The sequence below is a fragment of the Cellulomonas sp. P4_H4 genome (assembly GCF_056400865.1).
Window position 1 is genome coordinate 565,087 of the sequence record NZ_JBFUKL010000002.1, and the last position, 17,274, is coordinate 582,360.

Genomic DNA, 17,274 nt, shown 5'->3' on the forward strand with positions numbered 1-17,274 from the left:
GCCTCCCGGGAGTCCTTCGACTCCTCGGGAGGCCGTCGTCGTGTCACGACGTGCCCGAGTGAGGCGGTCGGTCGTAGCGGGTTCGCCCGCAAGTCACGGGGTGAAGTACCGGCCGGCCGGCCCTCAGGTGGTCAATATGCGGTTAATGTCCGTTTTGGCGGACGTTGGCGCGTCGCGATCAGCGCGGGCGCAGGGGCGTGGGGGTGGACGTGTCCAGGACGAGGCTCATCACCAGACGTGTCGTTGCCATCGTGGCGACGGCAGGACTGCTTGGCATGGGGCTCGGCACGTCGTCCCAGGCCGACACGGCCCCGACCGACCCGTCGGACCCCGCCTCGCCGCCCACCGTGGCGGCTGACGCGCTGCCCGCGCCTCAGATCAACGGTGTGGTGTGGTCGCAGACCGTCGTCGGTGACACGGTCTACGCCGCGGGAAGCTTCACCAACGCGCGACCGGCGGGCTCGCCGGCAGGGGTCAACACGGTCCTGCGGAGCAACTTGCTGGCGTTCAGCATCAGCACCGGGCAGCTCCTCCCGTGGGCACCTGTGACCGACGGCCAGGTGCGCTCGATCACGCGCTCCCCGGACGGGTCCAAGATCTACATCACGGGTGACTTCAGCAGGGTCGACGGCGTCTACCACGTGCGGATCGCGGCCTTCACCACGTCCAACAACGCGATCATCGCAGGCTTCAAGCCCACCCTCGCGTCGGCGGGTCTCGCCATCGCGGCCTCCGACACGACCGTCTTCGTCGGCGGCAACTTCCAGACCGTCGCGAGCACGACCGGCGGCACGCTGGTGCCCCGCAAGTACCTGGCCGCGCTGAACGGCACGACGGGCGTCCTCACGTCGTTCGTCGCCGACGCCAACGCCCCGGTGACCGCCCTCGCGGTCACGACGGACGGGCAACGCGTCGCGGTCGGCGGCCGGTTCACCAACCTCAGCGGCAGCCCGTTCTACGGGCTCGGCTCGGTGAACCCGACGACGGGTGCGCCGGTCTCGTTCCCGGCGAACAACTACATCCGCAATGCTGGAGACGACTCCGGCATCACGAGCCTGTACGCGGACGCGACCGGCATCTACGGCACCAGCTACCACTTCGGCGGCGGCGGCAACTCCGAGGGCCCGTTCCGGATCGACGCGACGACGGGGGCGCTCATCTGGGTCGCGGACTGCCACGGCGACAGCTACTCGTCGTTCCCGGTGGGCGGCGTCGTGTACGTCTCGAGCCACGAGCACTACTGCGGCAACATGGGCGGCTTCCCGCAGACCAACCCGTGGACGATGTACCACGCCACCGCGTTCACGAAGGTGGCCACGGGGATCAACACGCCCGACATCTACGGCTACCCCGACCACGACGGTGAGCCTGCCCCGACGCTGCTCAACTTCTATCCGACGTTCACCACGGGCCAGTTCACGGGCCAGGGCCAGGCCGGCTGGAGCGTCACGGGCAACGACGACTACATCGTGTACGGCGGCGAGTTCCCGGCCGTCAACGGGGGAGCCCAGCAGGGCCTCGTACGGTTCGCCGTCTCGAGCAAGGCACCCAACAAGCAGGGGCCGATGCTCTCCGGCGCGAACTGGACGCCGACGGTCAGCTCGCACATCAAGGGTCAGGTGCACGTCGCGTACCGGTCCAACTGGGACCGCGACAACGAGACCCTCACCTACCGTCTCTACCGCGGCACGGAGGCTTCGACCCCGCTGCAGGTCGTGACGATCAAGACGCCGTTCTGGAAGCCGCAGCTGACGGCCTTCACGGACATGAACGCGCCCGCCGGGACGACCCAGCAGTACCGGGTGACGGCGACCGACCCGTTCAACAACGTCGCCAGGAGCCCGTGGGTCTCGGTCAACGTCAACAACAGCTACGTGCTGAGCCAGTACGGCGCGGCGGTGCTGCAGGACGGCGCCTCGGCGTTCTGGCGGCTCAGTGAGCCCTCGGGGACGACGGTCGAGGACTGGGCGGGTGGCGCGAACGCGGTCGCCGGCACAGGTGTGACGCGCGGTGCTGCCGGCGCGATCGGCGCCGACTCCAACACGGCGTCGACCTTCTCCGGGAGCAGCTCGGGCATGGCGGCGACCCAGACGACCGTCCCGGGCCCGCAGGTGTTCAGCGTCGAGGCGTGGTTCAAGACGACGACCACGGCCGGCGGCAAGATCGTCGGCTTCGGCGACGCGAACACGGGCCTGAGCAACAACTACGACCGGCACATCTACATGGACACCAGCGGTCGCGTGTCCTTCGGGGTGCACCCGGGCGCCAGCCGGATCGTCACGTCGCCCGCGTCGTACAACGACGGCGCGTGGCACCACGTCGTCGGCACGTTGAGCCCGTCGGGCGAGAAGCTCTTCGTCGACGGTCGGCGCGTGGCGCTGCGAACGGACACGACGTCCGCCCAGCCGTACTCGGGCTACTGGCGGATCGGTGGTGACTCGTCCTGGTCCGGTGCCGCCTACTTCAACGGCTCGATCGACGACGTCGCGATCTACCCCTCGGCTCTTCCTGCGGCGACGATCAACGCGCACTGGGTGAAGTCCGGGCGTGCGTCGACGTTCCCGGCGGCCCCGGCGGACGCGTACGGCGCAGCGGTGTTCGGGCAGAGCGGCGACGCCCCCGAGGTCTACTGGCGTCTCGGTGAGTCGTCGGGCTCCACGGCCGCGAGCGCGGGCCCGTGGCCGTCGGACGGGTGGTACGTCGGCACGGTCACCAAGAACGTCCCGGGCGCCCTGGCCTCGGTGGCGAACACCGCGGTCTCGTTCTCGGGCTCCGCGAACAACTTCGTCGTCTCGAAGGCGAGCCTCTCGAGCCCGCGGGTCTACACCGAGGAGCTGTGGTTCAGGACGACGACGACCAACGGCGGGAAGCTGATCGGCTTCGGCAGTGCGAACACCGGGGTGTCGGCCACCTACGACCGGCACGTGTACATGGGGACCGACGGGCGCCTCACGTTCGGAGTCCGCACCGGCGCCTCTGCCACCACCACGATCACCACGCCGTCGGCGTACAACAACGGGCAGTGGCACCACATGGTCGCGACGCAGGCCGCCGACGGCATGAAGCTCTACGTGGACGGCGCGCTGCGGGCCTCGAACCCGCAGAGCGGGGCGCAGGTGTACACGGGCTTCTGGCGCGTCGGTGGTGACACCACCTGGGGTCCGCAGCCGTGGTTCAGCGGCTCGATCGACGAGGCCGCCGTGTACTCCACCGCTCTGCCTGCGTCGGTCGTGCTGCAGCACTTCCAGCTGGGCACCAACACCGTCAACAACCCGCCGGTCGCGGCGTTCTCGCTGACGCCGACGAACCTGAGCGTGCACGTCGACGCCTCGACGTCGAGCGACGACGGGTCGATCGTGTCCTACGCCTGGGCGTTCGACGACGGCGCGACGGCGTCCGGTCCGGTGACGGACCACACCTTCACGACAGCGGGCAACCACGCGGTGACGCTGACGGTGACCGACGACGACGGTGTCACGGGCACGCTGACCAAGACCGCGAACCTCTCGGCGGCCAACGTGCTCCCGACGGCGTCGTTCACCACGTCGGTCGGCGCCGACGGCCGGACGGTCGGCGTGAACGCCTCGGCGTCCGACGACCCGGACGGCACGATCGCGTCCTATGCCTGGACCTTCGGGCCGAGCGGCACCGGTACCGGTGTGACCTCGTCGTACACCTTCCCGGCCGACGGGACGTACACGATCGGGTTGACGGTCACCGACAACAACGGCGGCACCGCGAGCACCAGCGCACAGGTCACGGTGACGGCTCCGGCCGGGCCGCCGGTCTTCGGCACTGACACGTTCACGCGCACGTCGGCCAGCGGCTGGGGGACCGCCGACTTCGGCGGGACGTGGGGCCTGACAGGTTCGGCGACGCTGTTTACGGTGCAGGCGAACGCGGGCCGGGTCTCGGTCGGACCGGGATCCACGCCTCGAGCCCGGCTGCCGATCGTGCAGCAGGACGTTGACGTCACGGTCAACGTCACGCTCGACCACCTCTCCGACGCGGGAGTCGCCCGCGCGTTCCTGGCCGCACGAACGGTCGGCACGAACACCGACTACTACCTGAACGTTCGGTACGCGACGACAGGCGCCGTGTCCGTGCAGCTCCAGCGCAGGATCGCGGGGGTCGAGACGAGCCTCGCGACGGTGTCGCTGCCGGGGACCGTCTACGTGCCCGGCCAGAAGCTCAACCTGCGCCTGCAGGCTCAGGGCGTCTCGCCGACGACGGTCCGCGCGAAGGTGTGGATCTCCGGGCAGCCTGAACCGGGCGCGTGGCAGATCACGGCCACCGACTCGGCGCCTGAGCTCCAGGTCCCGGGCGGGATCGGGATCGGCGGCTACTCTCCATCCGCCACGACCAACGGTCCGATCCTGTTCATCTGGGACGACGTGACCGCGCGCGGCATTGCATAGGCAGAAGCGCGGTCGACGCTCGACTTGGGTACTAGACGCCCTGCCGAACGTACACTGACGCAACTTGTCCCTGCCGTGAGGAGCCCAGATGCCAGCGGCGGGTGAGATCGACTCGATGACGTTCTTGCTGCTTCTTGCCGCCCTCGGCCTGGCGCTGGCGGTTGCCGTGCGGGCACGTCCGCAGTGGGGGCTCGTCGCACTGGTCGTGATGCTGTGCTTCGTTCCGCCATGGCTCGGCGTCACCCTCAAGGTCTTCCTCACGCCCCTCACGCTCGTCGCGGTGGTGATGGTTGTGGCGCTCTGGCGCGGTGACCACATTCCGCTGCGGACCTTCGACGGCGCAATGACGTTGGTGGTCGGCGCGGTGGTCATTTGCTTCATCGCGGGCTATATCGACCTCGTCCAGACCTTCGCGGTTGTCGTTGGCTGGGGAATCCCATACCTCGCCGGGCGGATTGCCGGGGCGCGCATCGATGCGGATTTCGTGGCGACGTGCATCGCGCTGTTCTTTGGCGTGGTGGCCGTGCTCGCGATCGTCGAGTTCGTGACCTCCGAGAACCTCTTCTCCGTGCTGCACGCGGGCAACGACTCCTACGCGCGCTGGAGCGGCGAGCAGGTCCGCGGCGGAGTCGTGCGCGCCGAAGGAGCGTTCGGCCACTCGATCGCGCTGGGCGGTTCGCTCGCTCTCGCTGTGCCGTTCGTGTGGACCAGCAAGGTGCCGGAGGCTCTGAAGGCGGTCATCCTGCTGCTGGTGGGAACGGCGTCCGTGCTCACGATCAGCAGGATCGGGATGGGGTGCAGCGCGCTCGCGATCGCGCTGTGCCTGACGGCGCTGCGGAACTCGGTCTCCAAACGCTTCTGGGCGTGGACCGTCGCGTTCCTCGTCGTGGGCGTGGCCTTCGCCGTCCCGTTCACAAGTGGGGTGTTCTCCGATGCCGGTCAGGAGGCGGAGGGCAGCGCCGAGTACCGGGGCAGGATCACCGCGCTGATCCCCGCGATGAGCTGGATCGGGCAGTCGGCATCGTCGTCGCGCGATGCCAGCGGCACCACGACTTATGGGTCGTTCGAGTCGATCGACAGCGCAATGATCCTGGTCGGGCTCAACATAGGGATCCTCCCTCTGCTTGTCCTGCTCGGCGGAGCGATCGGGGCGATCGTCGCCCTTGTCCGCGGCTACCGCAGTGCGGCGCTGATCAGCGTAATTGCCGTGATCCCAGGGCTGACGAGCGTGGCATTCATCACCCAGTTCACGACGTTCTTCTGGTTTGTCGTCGGGCTCGCTGTGGCGCAGACGGTTCTGCTGGTGCGAGCTCCTGACTCGACGGCTGAGAAAGAACCACCCGCTGATCGGGTGACAGTTGGGCGCGTACGGACACATCGGGATGATTCAATCGATGGTCTGCCGCGCGTCGAGAGGAGTTCAGGTGTCACTGGTCGACTTCCTGGCGGCCGCGCGTAAGCACTGGGTCTGGGTCTTGCTCCCGGCCCTGCTCCTGTCGGGCGCAGTCGGGTACCTGTCGTTGAGCGCGACGCCGGTGTACCGAGCGTCCGCGAGCCTCTACGTCGCGCTCACGACCGGCGACACGGCCTCGGACCTGAACCAGGGATCTAGCTACACCCAGGGACAGATGCTCTCGTTCGCCCGGCTGACGACCCTGCCCATCGTCCTGAACCCAGTGATCGACGACCTCGAGCTAGACACAAACGCCAAGCAGCTGGGTCGACGGATCGCGGCGTCCACGCCGCAGACCACCTCGATCCTCACGGTGTCGGCGACGGGCACGAACCCCGAGGCCACGGCTGCCTTGGCGAACTCGGTCGCGCAGAGCACGGCCAAGGTCATCGAGAGCCTTGCCCCGGCGAGCGACAAAGGTGAGGCGACGGTTCAGGCGACCATCGTCGACGAGGCGCAGCCCCCCGTGTACCCAATCGCGCCGAACACCAAGCGCAATGTCGTGGCCGCCCTCTTCGCAGGTCTGCTCCTCGGCCTCATCGCCGCGTACCTGCGAGAGGTGCTCGACACCCGCGTCCGCCGGCCCGAGGACGTCGTCCAGGCAGTCGGGGTCCCGGTTATTGGCACACTCCGATCGGATCGCCGAGCGAGTCCCGGTGGCCCCATTGAGTCCGTGCTGTCCGGTGGGCCGCAGGCGGAGGAGATCCGGCGGATCCGCACCAACCTTCAGATGATCGGTCGGGTCGGCGTCCCCAAGGCCTTCGTGTTCTCTTCCGCGCTCGCGGGCGAGGGCAAGTCATACACGTCAATCCGGGTTGCCGCGTCCTTCGCGGCCGCAGGTGACAAGGTGCTCCTCATCGACGCCGACCTGCGGCGCCCGACGGTAGCCGGTCAGCTGGGGATCGAGGAAGCGGTCGGACTGACCGAGATTCTGGTCGGACGCGCGACCTTCGACGAGGTCTCCCAGCCCGTCGTCTCCGGGCTCGTCGTCCTCGCGTCGGGCGCCATCCCGCCCAATCCGAGCGAGCTCCTGACCTCGCGGGAGTTCGAGGAGCTGCTGGAGTGGTCTGCCGAGAACTTCGACACGGTGATCATCGACGCCCCGCCGCTCCTGCCGGTGGCGGACGCCGTCGTCATCTCGCGCATGGCGACCGGCCTTCTACTTGTCGTCGATGCCTCGAGGGTCCGCCGCGCGCAGCTGCGCAAGGCCGTGGACTCGGTCCGACTCGGCGGTGGCAAGATTGTTGGCTCCGTCCTGAACCGGGCCAAGGTCGCGGCCGCAGACAGCTACTCGTACGAGCGTCATGCTGCCGCCCGGCCCAAGCGGCACCGCAAGGCTGCACGTCAAGCCGCGGTCCGCGAGGTTACGCCTGAGACTGCGTGGATCGCGTGGCCACCGGTGGAGGAGCCGACGAGCATCTCCGCTGCTCCTGCTGCGGATGGTGTGCCGTCGGCTCTTCCTGTAGACGTGGGGGCTCCCATCGATGCAGCAGTTCCAGGAGACGCGGACGTTCCTGCTGACACGAAGCCTCCCGTCGACACGAAGGGGAATGCCGACACGGAGTTTCCCCTCGACACGAAGCCGCCCGCAGGCACAGAACCTCCCGTCGACACGAACATCGGAGTCGACGAGCAGCGCACCCCCGCGACATCCGTTGACGGCCTTGAGAGTTACGAAGGGTCCGAATCGTCGCGCTCGCTTCCGACCAGCGAGCACGTCGGCTGAAGGAGGCTGGGAAACGGCGCCCACCGGGTGAATCCGGGGTCGAGATGGCAGGTTTCGCCCACACCGCGATGTCCGATGTAGACCGTTCTGTCCTACATTGATCGGGCGCTGCGCACGTCGCGCGACGTTCCGGTCCGCGTAGGCGTGGGCATACATCTCACGAACCTGGGAGGTCACGTGTCCGGACCTGGCGGTGACGCGCCCGTTGGGACCGCCATGGCTGCCGATCAGGATGCGGCGCTCCAGCCCGAGGCGCTGCTCGTCGATGACCCGTCACCGAGCGCACGGCGTGCCGCCGCTCCGACACTGGCTGAGCAGTTCGAACCCCGACGCAACGGTCTCAACGCGGTCCGACTCGGCCTCGCGGTCGCCGTCATCGTCTGGCACTCGGCACCGCTCACAGGCACGGATGTCCCCTGGGCGCCGGTGCGCCAGGTGGGCGGCAGTCTGTGGGTCGACGCCTTCTTCGCCATCTCAGGCTTCCTAATCACTCGAAGCTGGCTGCGCAACCCTCGGCTCGGCTCGTACCTGCGGGCGCGGGTACTGCGGATCCTGCCGGCGTTCTACGTGTGTCTTGCCGTCACGGCCTTCGTCATCGCCCCGCTCGCCGTCCGGGCCCAGGGGCAGACGATCGCCGTGGCCGACTCGTTGCACTACGTGCTGGTGAACTCGCTGCTGCGTGTCCAGGAGTACGGGATCGCCGGGACCCCGACCGACGTACCGTTTCCTGGGGTGTGGAACGGATCCATCTGGACGCTGTGGTGGGAGGCGCTCTGCTATCTGGGGATCGCCGCGGTCGGCCTAGTTGGTCTCCTACGGCGCAGTCGCGCGACGATTGTCGCCTTGTTCGCCCTGTTCTGGTGCGCCGAGTTGGCTGTCACGCTCGACCTGGTAGAGCGGTACGAGTTCCGGATGGCGGCGCGTTTCGGGCTCATGTTCACCGCGGGCGCGCTGCTGTTGGTGCTCGCGGACAGGATCCGTGTCCGGTGGCGATACGTCATGTGGGCGGCGCTGTTGCTCGTCCCGGCGGCGTTCCTGGCCGACTACCGGCTGGTCGCCGCGCCTCTAGTGGCGTACTGCGCGATTGGAGTCGGGTCGATGATGACGGCTCCGCGGTGGCGCTTCACACAGGACATCTCTTACGGCACCTACGTGTACGCTTTCCCGCTGCAACAGCTCCTCGCGTGCGTCGGTCTCGCGGTGCTACCGATGGCGCTCTTCGCGGGTCTGGCAATCGTCGTCACGCTCCCGGTCGCGGCAGCGAGCTGGTTTCTCGTGGAGCGCCCGGCCCTACGGCTGAAGGGACGCCGCCGGCCGAGCGGTGACAAGACTGCTCTCTCGGCCTCGAGCGGGTGAATCCGCTGCTGTCCGGACCTTTCGCCCGTTCGCCGATGTCCGATGTGCACGGTTCTGTCCTACATTGAGCGAGGTGCGCGTCCTGGCGCACCTGCGGTCCCCAAAGGCGCGGGCACTGGACTGCGAAACCTTGGAGGTCACGTGTCGCGGATCGTCGGCTACGCGCCTGGTGCATACGACCTGTTCCACGTCGGACACCTGAACATCCTGAGGCACGCGAAGGCGCACTGCGACTACCTCATCGCGGGCGTCGTCGACGATGCGGTGCTCGAGGTGACGAAGGGGCGCCGTCCCGTCGTCCCGCTGCACGAGCGCATGGAGATCGTCAGCCACATCTCCTACGTCGACCAGGTCCACGCCGAGACACTCCTGGACAAGCTCGACACCTGGCGGGTGCTCCCGTTCGACGTCTTCTTCAAGGGCGACGACTGGCGCGGCACGGCCAAGGGGATCGACCTCGAGAAGCGTTTCGCCGAGGTCGGCGTCGAGGTCGTCTACTTCCCGTACACGGTGCACACGTCGAGCACCGCCCTGCGCCGCGCCCTGCTGACGCTCGACGGTGTCGACGGTGCGACGCACGACTACGCGAGCGAGATGGTCTGACCCTCCGGGGTCAGTGACCGAACCGGCGGAGCGCTCGTCGCGTCGCCACGCGTGCGAGGCGCGGCACGTCCCGCAGGGTCCGCCTGGGGGTGTGGGCGTGCTGCTGCTCGGCCATGGTCCTGAGCACTGTCGCGCCCTCGTCGGCGCTGCCGACCAGGCCGCGCTCCACCCAGAAGGCGACCAGCGCGGACGACGCCGCAGCGTCGAGACGTGGCAGTGCGTTGCGGTGCACCGAGAAGAAGGGCGACCGGCCCTCTCGGGCGACGGCCAGGGTGCGCTCGATCCCCTCCGCGGTCGCGCCTCCCGGCCAGACGACCGGTGACGCGGCGCCGGACAGGTCGTAGCGCTCCTCGAGCGTCCCCTGCTTGAGCAACCACCCGGCGTACAGGAAGAACTCGGTCAGGTCGTTGCGGGCGAACTCGTCGGCGAACGACCGCCCGGGGGCGAGGCCGTCCAGGAGCGAGAGCACGGCGTCCGTCTCGAGCACGTAGGGCGTGACCGTCGCGGGGAAGTGGTCGACGTACGGCGCGGGGTCCAGGCCCAGGTAGGTCAGGACGTGCCGGAGCGAGGGCTGCAGCGGGTGCGTCGCGTAGCTGTACGACGCGACGAGAACCCGCCCGTCGGCGGCCTCGAAGAAGTCCGGGCGGGCGGGCGCGACCAGGTGGTTCTTCGCGTCGAGCGTCACGTACCGCGGCGAGGTGATCTGTCGAGCGATCTCGAGCTTGAGGATCTGCTGCGTGCGCCACCCGGCCGCGGAGGGCAGCGTCGCCACGTCCTGCGCCCGGAGCACCCGGACTCGGTCGGCCAGCGGGCCGTAGGTGGGCAGCAGCCGGTCGACGAACGCCGCCGGGAGCCCCGAGCGGGTGTTGTCGAGCAGCAGCACGGACGTGACGTGCTCCGGGTCCAGGTACCGGCCGAGCGAGCGGGCCTGCAGCTCGACCATCTGGAGCTCCGCCTCGAAGCAGACGGTCACGACGGTGAGAGGTTCCACGATGCGTCTTCTCCAGGGGCGGTCCGCGGCCGGCAGAGGTCGTCCGAGGTTAGCCCGTCGGTGGTGCCTCGTAGACTGTTCGAGCACCCCGGATCCGACGGATCTGGGGCGATTCTGCTGCCCTCCAGCCCGTACCCCGAGGACCCCATGGACCTTACCGGTCTGCTTCCTGCCCTCCTTGCCGATCCCGCCGCGTCCGAGGCGGTCGACTCGGTGCGTGCCCGTGGCGAGCTCGACGTCGTCGGACCCGCCGGCGTCCGCCCGCCGCTGCTGGCCGCCCTGGCGCAGCGCAGGCCCCTGGTCGTCGTCACGGCGACCGGCCGGGACGCTGACGAGCTGGCGGCCGCGATCCGCTGCTACGTGCCCGCGGACGACGTCGCCGTCCTGCCGGCGTGGGAGACGCTGCCGCACGAGCGGCTCTCGCCGCGCAGCGACACGGTGGCACGCAGGCTCGCGGTGTTCCGGCGGCTCGCGCACCCGGAGGGCCAGGGCTACGCGGGGCCGATCCGCGTGCTCGTCGTCCCGGTCCGTGCCCTGCTGCAGCCGGTGGTCGCCGGGCTGGGCGACCTCGAGCCGGTGTCGGTCCGCACGGGCGACCGGGTCGACCTGGCCGTCCTGGCCGAGCAGCTGGCCGGTGCTGCGTACACGCGCGTGGACATGGTCGAGCGACGCGGCGAGTTCGCGGTGCGCGGCGGGATCATCGACGTGTTCCCGCCCACGGAGGACCACCCGCTGCGCATCGAGCTCTGGGGCGAGGACGTCGAGGAGATCCGCTGGTTCTCGGTCGCTGACCAGCGCAGCCTCGAGGTGGCCGAGCACGGGGTCTGGGCGCCGCCGTGCCGGGAGATCCTGCTGACGGACGCGGTGCGCGCACGTGCGGTCGAGCTCATCCCGCAGCTACCCGGCGCCACGGACATGCTCGACCGCCTCGGCCAGGGCATGGCGGTCGAGGGCATGGAGTCGCTCGCCCCGGTGCTCGTGGACCGCATGGTGCCCGTGCTGGACCTCGTGCGCGACGACAGCCTGCTGGTGCTCGTCGACCCCGAGCGGGTCCGGCGTCGCGCGCACGACCTCGTCGCCACGACGCACGAGTTCCTCGAGGCTGCGTGGACGTCCGCGGCGGCAGGCGCCGCGACCCCGCTCGACCTGTCGGCTGCGAGCTTCGCGTCGTTCGCCGAGGTGCGCGGTCTCGCGGCGGTGCGCGGCCTGGGCTGGTGGACGTTGAGCCCGTTCACGCTGGACGCGGACGCGGCGGCGGAGGCGGTCGACGCCGCCGCGACCGCGGACGGCCGGACGACGGCCCGCAACCGGGCGCCCGCGGACCTGGCGGGCATGGCCGACGACCTGGCGGCGACCGCGCGCACCGTCGTGATCACCGCGCGCGACGTCGACCGCTACCGCGGCGAGGTCGACCGCGCCGTGGCGGACGTCCGCGCCCTGCAGCAGGCGGGCTGGCGGCTCGTGCTGGCCACCGAGGGGCATGGTCCCGCCCAGCGGATGGTCGAGCAGCTGAAGGCCGCCGAGGTCCCGGCCCGGCTCGTCGCGACGATCCAGGACGAGCCCGAGGGGGGAGTGGTTCTCGTCGTGCCCGCCCCCGTGGGGCCCGGGTTCGTGGCCGAGCCGCTGCACCTGGCGGTGCTCTCCGAGTCCGACCTGACCGGTCGCGCGGGCACCAGCACGCGCGACATGCGCAGGATGCCGAGCCGTCGGCGCAACGTCGTCGACCCGCTGCAGCTGCGCCCCGGCGACTACGTGGTGCACGAGCAGCACGGCGTCGGCCGGTTCGTCGAGCTCGTGCAGCGCACCATCGGGACGGGTCCGAACGCGACGACCCGCGAGTACCTGGTGATCGAGTACGCGAGCAGCAAGCGCGGCCAGCCCGGAGACCGTCTCTTCGTGCCCAGCGACCAGCTCGACCAGGTGACCAAGTACGTGGGCGGCGAGGCGCCGAGCCTGTCGAAGATGGGCGGCGGCGACTGGGCCAAGACCAAGGGGCGCGCGAAGAAGGCGGTCAAGGAGATCGCCGCGGAGCTCATCCGGCTGTACAGCGCACGCATGGCGACCTCGGGTCACGCGTTCTCGCCCGACACCCCGTGGCAGCGCGAGCTCGAGGACGCGTTCGCGTACGTGGAGACGCCGGACCAGGCCGCGACGATCGACGAGGTCAAGGCCGACATGGAGAAGCCGATCCCGATGGACCGGCTCGTCTGCGGTGACGTCGGCTACGGCAAGACCGAGATCGCGGTGCGTGCGGCGTTCAAGGCCGTCCAGGACGGCAAGCAGGTGGCCGTGCTCGTCCCGACGACCCTCCTGGTGCAGCAGCACCTCGACACGTTCCAGGAGCGGTACAGCGCGTTCCCGGTGACGGTCAAGGCGTTGAGCCGGTTCCAGAGCGCCAAGGAGTCGAAGGAGGTCGTGGCCGGCCTGGGTGACGGGTCGGTCGACGTCGTGATCGGCACGCACCGGCTCATCACGGGGGAGGTCCGCTTCAAGGACCTCGGCCTGGTCGTCATCGACGAGGAGCAGCGGTTCGGCGTCGAGCACAAGGAGACCCTCAAGGCGCTGCGCACCAACGTCGACGTGCTCGCCATGAGCGCGACCCCGATCCCTCGCACGCTCGAGATGGCGGTCACGGGCATCCGCGAGATGTCGACGCTCGCCACGCCTCCCGAGGAGCGTCACCCGGTGCTCACGTTCGTCGGCGCGTACGACGAGAAGCAGATCACCGCCGCGATCCGGCGTGAGCTGCTGCGCGAGGGCCAGGTGTTCTACGTGCACAACAAGGTCGACTCGATCGAGCGCACGGCGTCGCGGCTCATGGAGCTCGTCCCGGAGGCCCGGGTCGCGGTCGCGCACGGGAAGATGAACGAGCACCAGCTCGAGCAGGTCATCGTCGACTTCTGGGAGAAGCGGTTCGACGTGCTGGTCTGCACGACGATCGTCGAGACGGGCCTCGACATCTCGAACGCCAACACCCTGATACTCGAGCGTGCCGACCTGCTGGGCCTGTCGCAGCTCCACCAGCTGCGCGGTCGTGTGGGCCGCGGGCGCGAGCGCGCGTACTCGTACTTCCTGTACCCGCCCGAGAAGCCGCTGACGGAGACGGCCCACGACCGCTTGCAGACGATCGCCGCGAACACGGACCTCGGCGCCGGGATGGCCGTCGCCATGAAGGACCTCGAGATCCGCGGCGCCGGCAACCTGCTGGGCGGCGAGCAGTCGGGTCACATCGAGGGCGTCGGCTTCGACCTGTACATCCGCATGGTCGGCGAGGCGGTGGCGAACTTCCGAGGCGACGTGGAGGAAGAGGTTCCGGACGTCACCATCGAGCTGCCGGTCGACGCTCACATCCCGCACGACTACATCGCGCACGAACGGCTGCGCCTGGAGGCGTACCGCAAGATCGCGGCGGCGCTCAGCGGCGCGACCCTCGGCGAGGTGCGGGCAGAGCTCATCGACCGGTACGGGCCGGTGCCCGCGGCTGTCGACAACCTGTTCGAGGTGGCCGAGTTCCGGCTGCACGTGCGCGCGGCGGGACTGTCGGACGTCACCGCCCAGGGCAGGTTCGTGCGGTTCGCCCCGGTCGAGCTGCCGGAGTCGGCGCAGCTGCGGCTCAAGCGGCTCTACCCGGGCGCGGTCCTCAAGCCGGCGGTGCGCACGGTGCTGGTGCCCTGGCCGATGACCGCACGCATCGGGGGAAAGCCTGTGCAGGGCCGCGAGGTCATGCTCTGGGCCAGGCAGTTCATCGACGCCGTCGTGCGCGGGGACGTCTCCGCGGCGGCGACCGTGGGGTCGAAGCGGGCCTGAACGCGTCGGCGGTGCTCTCCCCGTGGTCTTCGAGGACAGCACCTGGCTCTACGATGACCCCGATCCACGAGCGACGACGCAGGAGGTCTCGGTGACGGTGCATGTGAAGCGCGCGACGGTGGGGGCGCTGGTCGCGCTCGCTACGGCACTGGTGCTGTCCTCGTGCGCCGGGGAGCCGGGCGCCGCCGTGGTCGTGGACGGAACGGGCATCCCGGTGTCGGACGTCACCACCGCGTACGACGAGCTGAGGCCGATCTACCAGGGCATCGGCGCCGACAGCGTGATCGGCGCGTTCATCGACGAGCCGGTGATCACGCAGATGGCCGAGGAGCAGGGCGTCGCGCCCTCGGCCGAGCAGGCGGAGGCCGCGCTGGTGGCGGACGCGCAGGCGGCCGACCCCGAGGCCCAGCCGACGTTCAGCGCTCCGGCGCTGGTCGTCGGCACGTACATCGCGGGCTACCGCGCCCTCGTCGACGCCTCGGACCAGGCGACGGTCGACAAGGAGCTCGCCGAGCGACGGGCCGAGCTCGACGTCGAGGTGAACCCGAGGTTCGGCACGCTCGGCGACGGCAACATCGTGTCCGCCGCCACGCCGCGGTCCTGGATCGTCCAGGCCGCGCCCCAGTCGGACGAGTCCGGCGACGCACCGTCGCCCAGCCCGTCCGCGACCCCCTGATCCGGTGACCGACGCGCTGCACGAGCTCGTGCGCGTCATGGACCGCCTCCGCTCGCCGGGTGGCTGCCCGTGGGACGCGGAGCAGACGCACGAGTCACTCGTCCCGTACGCGCTCGAGGAGTCGTACGAGCTGGTCGAGGCGATCGAGTCCGGGGACCGGGGCGCCCTGCGCGAGGAGCTCGGCGACGTGCTGCTCCAGGTCGTGTTCCACGCCCGCATCGCGCAGGAGGACCCGGACGACCCGTTCGACGTCGACGACGTGGCCGCGGATCTCGTCGCCAAGCTGGTCCGTCGGCACCCGCACGTGTTCGAGGCGGCCGACGTCCGGACCGACCTGCACGTGCAGTGGGACACCCTGAAGAACGCGGAGAAGTCCCGGGAGTCCGCGCTCGACGGCATCCCGCTCGCACTCGGTGCGCTGGCCCGCGCGCAGAAGGTCGCCGACCGTGCGGGACGTGCGGGACTCACGGTCGGCGCGCTGTCGCCCGGGGAGGGCGACCTGGGCGAACGCCTGCTGGCGCTCGTGCTCGAGGCACGCGCCACGGGCGTGGACGCCGAGGGTGCGCTGCGCACGACCGCCGCCGCCTGGGAGCTGACGCTGCGCGCCCAGGAGGACGCCGGCAGGTCCTGAACGGCACGTGACGTGCGTACCGGATGCCACCCCTCCGGACCGACGACGAAGGAGCAGATGTGCGGATCGGTATCCCGACCGAAGACCGGGTGGGCGAGCGCCTCGTGGCCGCGACCCCGACGACGGTGGCGCGCCTCGTCGGCCTCGGCTACGAGGTGGTGGTGCAGCGCGGCGCCGGTGACGGCGCGTCGTTCTCGCCGGAGGCCTACGAGGCCGCCGGCGCGCGGATCGGGGACGCCGCAGAGGCCTGGGGCAGCGACCTCGTCGCCAAGGTCGAGGCGCCCACCCCGCGGGAGGTGCAGGCTCTGCGGCCGGGCGCGACGCTCGTCGCGATGCTCTCGCCCGCCGCGAACCCCGAGCTGGTCGCGCAGCTCTGCGGACGCGGCGTGACGGCCCTCGCGCTGGACGCGGTACCGCGCGTCTCGCGCGCGCAGGCGCTCGACGTCCTGAGCACCCTGTCCAACGTGGCCGGCTACCGCGCGGTCGTCGAGGCGGCGCAGGTGTACGGCGGCATGTTCACCGGTCAGGTGACGGCGGCGGGCAAGACGGCACCGGCCCGGGTGTTCGTGATCGGTGCGGGCGTCGCAGGTCTGGCCGCCATCGGCGCTGCCGGCTCGATGGGCGCCCGGGTGCGCGCGTTCGACGTCCGGCCCGAGGTGGGTGAGCAGGTCGAGTCGATGGGGGCGACGTTCGTCCAGGCGGCGTCGGCGCAGCAGGCCCTCAGCGCCGACGGCTACGCCAGCGAGCTGTCCCGCGAGCAGGAGGAGCTCACTCAGCGGCTCTACGCCGCCGAGTCCGCCGAGGCCGACATCGTCATCACGACCGCTCTCGTGCGCGGGTACGCGCCGACGACGATCACGCGGGCGATGGTCGACCAGATGCGCCCAGGCAGCGTGATCGTGGACCTCGCCGCCTCCGGTGGGGGGAACTGCGAGCTCACGGTCCCCGGGCAGTCCGTGGTGACCGAGAACGGCGTCACGATCGTCGGCTACACGGACCTGACCAGCCGGATGCCGCAGCACACGTCGCAGCTCTTCGGCACCAACGTCGTCCACCTGCTCGAGCTGCTGACACCCGGCAAGGACGGCGAGCTCGTGCTGGACCTCGACGACCCGGTCCAGCGGGGCATGGTGGTCACCCGGGACGGCGAGATCCTGTGGCCGCCGCCTCCGATCGCGGTGTCGGCGGCAGCGCCCACGACGGCGGGGCCCACGCCGGAGGCCCGCGCCGCCGCGGCAGCCACGGCCCGCGCCGAGGCCCAGCGTCGCTCGCAGCGGCGCTCGGTCGTCCTCGCGCTGGTGGCCGTCGTCGTGCTGCTCGGGATCTCGTTCGCGCCGCCCGAGCTCATCGGGCACTTCACCGTCTTCGCCCTCGCCGTGATCGTCGGCTACTACGTGATCTCGAACGTGAGCCACTCGCTGCACACCCCGCTGATGGCCCAGACCAACGCGATCTCCGGGATCATCCTGGTCGGCGCGCTCCTCCAGATCGGCGACGACAGCGCGCTCGTGACCGTGCTCGCAGTCGTCGCGGCATCGGTCGCGAGCATCAACGTGTTCGGCGGGTTCCTCGTCGCCAACCGCATGATCCGCATGTTCCGGAAGGACGTCTGA

General features: G+C 70.2%; 10 protein-coding genes. 9 read left to right on the forward strand and 1 reads right to left on the reverse strand.

Annotated elements, in window-relative coordinates; all coding sequences use genetic code 11:
• The first annotated feature begins 275 nt into the window (after positions 1 to 275).
• The 5 genes from AC1DPN_RS08820 (at position 276) to AC1DPN_RS08840 (ending at position 9,556) form a co-directional block, all read left to right on the forward strand.
• Positions 276 to 4,418, forward strand: coding sequence for a LamG-like jellyroll fold domain-containing protein (locus tag AC1DPN_RS08820; protein ID WP_477084358.1), 4,143 nt, complete (start codon positions 276 to 278; stop codon positions 4,416 to 4,418).
• A gap of 88 nt (positions 4,419 to 4,506) precedes the next feature.
• On the forward strand, positions 4,507 to 5,877 hold the full coding sequence (locus AC1DPN_RS08825) for a hypothetical protein (RefSeq protein ID WP_477084359.1): 1,371 nt from the start codon (positions 4,507 to 4,509) through the stop codon (positions 5,875 to 5,877).
• Positions 5,843 to 7,597 carry a tyrosine-protein kinase domain-containing protein gene (locus AC1DPN_RS08830; RefSeq protein WP_477084360.1) on the forward strand — a complete coding sequence of 585 codons (1,755 nt, stop codon included), beginning with the start codon at positions 5,843 to 5,845 and terminating at the stop codon, positions 7,595 to 7,597. The genes AC1DPN_RS08825 and AC1DPN_RS08830 overlap by 35 nt, the downstream gene beginning before the upstream one ends.
• A 435-nt stretch (positions 7,598 to 8,032) precedes the next feature.
• Positions 8,033 to 8,953 carry an acyltransferase family protein gene (locus AC1DPN_RS08835; protein ID WP_477084361.1) on the forward strand — a complete coding sequence of 307 codons (921 nt, stop codon included), beginning with the start codon at positions 8,033 to 8,035 and terminating at the stop codon, positions 8,951 to 8,953.
• Between the two features lie 141 nt (positions 8,954 to 9,094).
• Positions 9,095 to 9,556, forward strand: a complete 462-nt coding sequence (locus AC1DPN_RS08840; protein WP_477084362.1) for an FAD synthase family protein — start codon at positions 9,095 to 9,097, stop codon at positions 9,554 to 9,556.
• Positions 9,557 to 9,566: 10 nt separating this feature from the next.
• Here the strand turns inward: AC1DPN_RS08840 and AC1DPN_RS08845 are convergent, their stop codons facing one another.
• Positions 9,567 to 10,547: a DUF6492 family protein gene (locus AC1DPN_RS08845; protein WP_477084363.1), complete on the reverse strand. Its 981-nt coding sequence runs from the start codon at positions 10,545 to 10,547 to the stop codon at positions 9,567 to 9,569.
• A 147-nt stretch (positions 10,548 to 10,694) separates the two neighbouring features.
• Between AC1DPN_RS08845 and mfd the strand changes: the two genes are divergently transcribed.
• From mfd to AC1DPN_RS08865, 4 genes are all read left to right on the forward strand, one after another.
• Positions 10,695 to 14,354 (forward strand): transcription-repair coupling factor, encoded by a 3,660-nt coding sequence (mfd, locus tag AC1DPN_RS08850; RefSeq protein WP_477084364.1) that lies wholly within the window; start codon positions 10,695 to 10,697, stop codon positions 14,352 to 14,354.
• Between the two features lie 91 nt (positions 14,355 to 14,445).
• Positions 14,446 to 15,030 (forward strand): hypothetical protein, encoded by a 585-nt coding sequence (locus AC1DPN_RS08855; RefSeq protein WP_477084365.1) that lies wholly within the window; start codon positions 14,446 to 14,448, stop codon positions 15,028 to 15,030.
• Positions 15,031 to 15,034: 4 nt separating this feature from the next.
• The gene (locus tag AC1DPN_RS08860; protein ID WP_477084366.1) at positions 15,035 to 15,661 is read left to right on the forward strand and encodes a nucleoside triphosphate pyrophosphohydrolase; all 627 of its coding nucleotides are present in this window, start codon (positions 15,035 to 15,037) and stop codon (positions 15,659 to 15,661) included.
• 59 nt (positions 15,662 to 15,720) lie between these two features.
• The gene (locus AC1DPN_RS08865) at positions 15,721 to 17,274 is read left to right on the forward strand and encodes a Re/Si-specific NAD(P)(+) transhydrogenase subunit alpha (RefSeq protein WP_477084367.1); all 1,554 of its coding nucleotides are present in this window, start codon (positions 15,721 to 15,723) and stop codon (positions 17,272 to 17,274) included.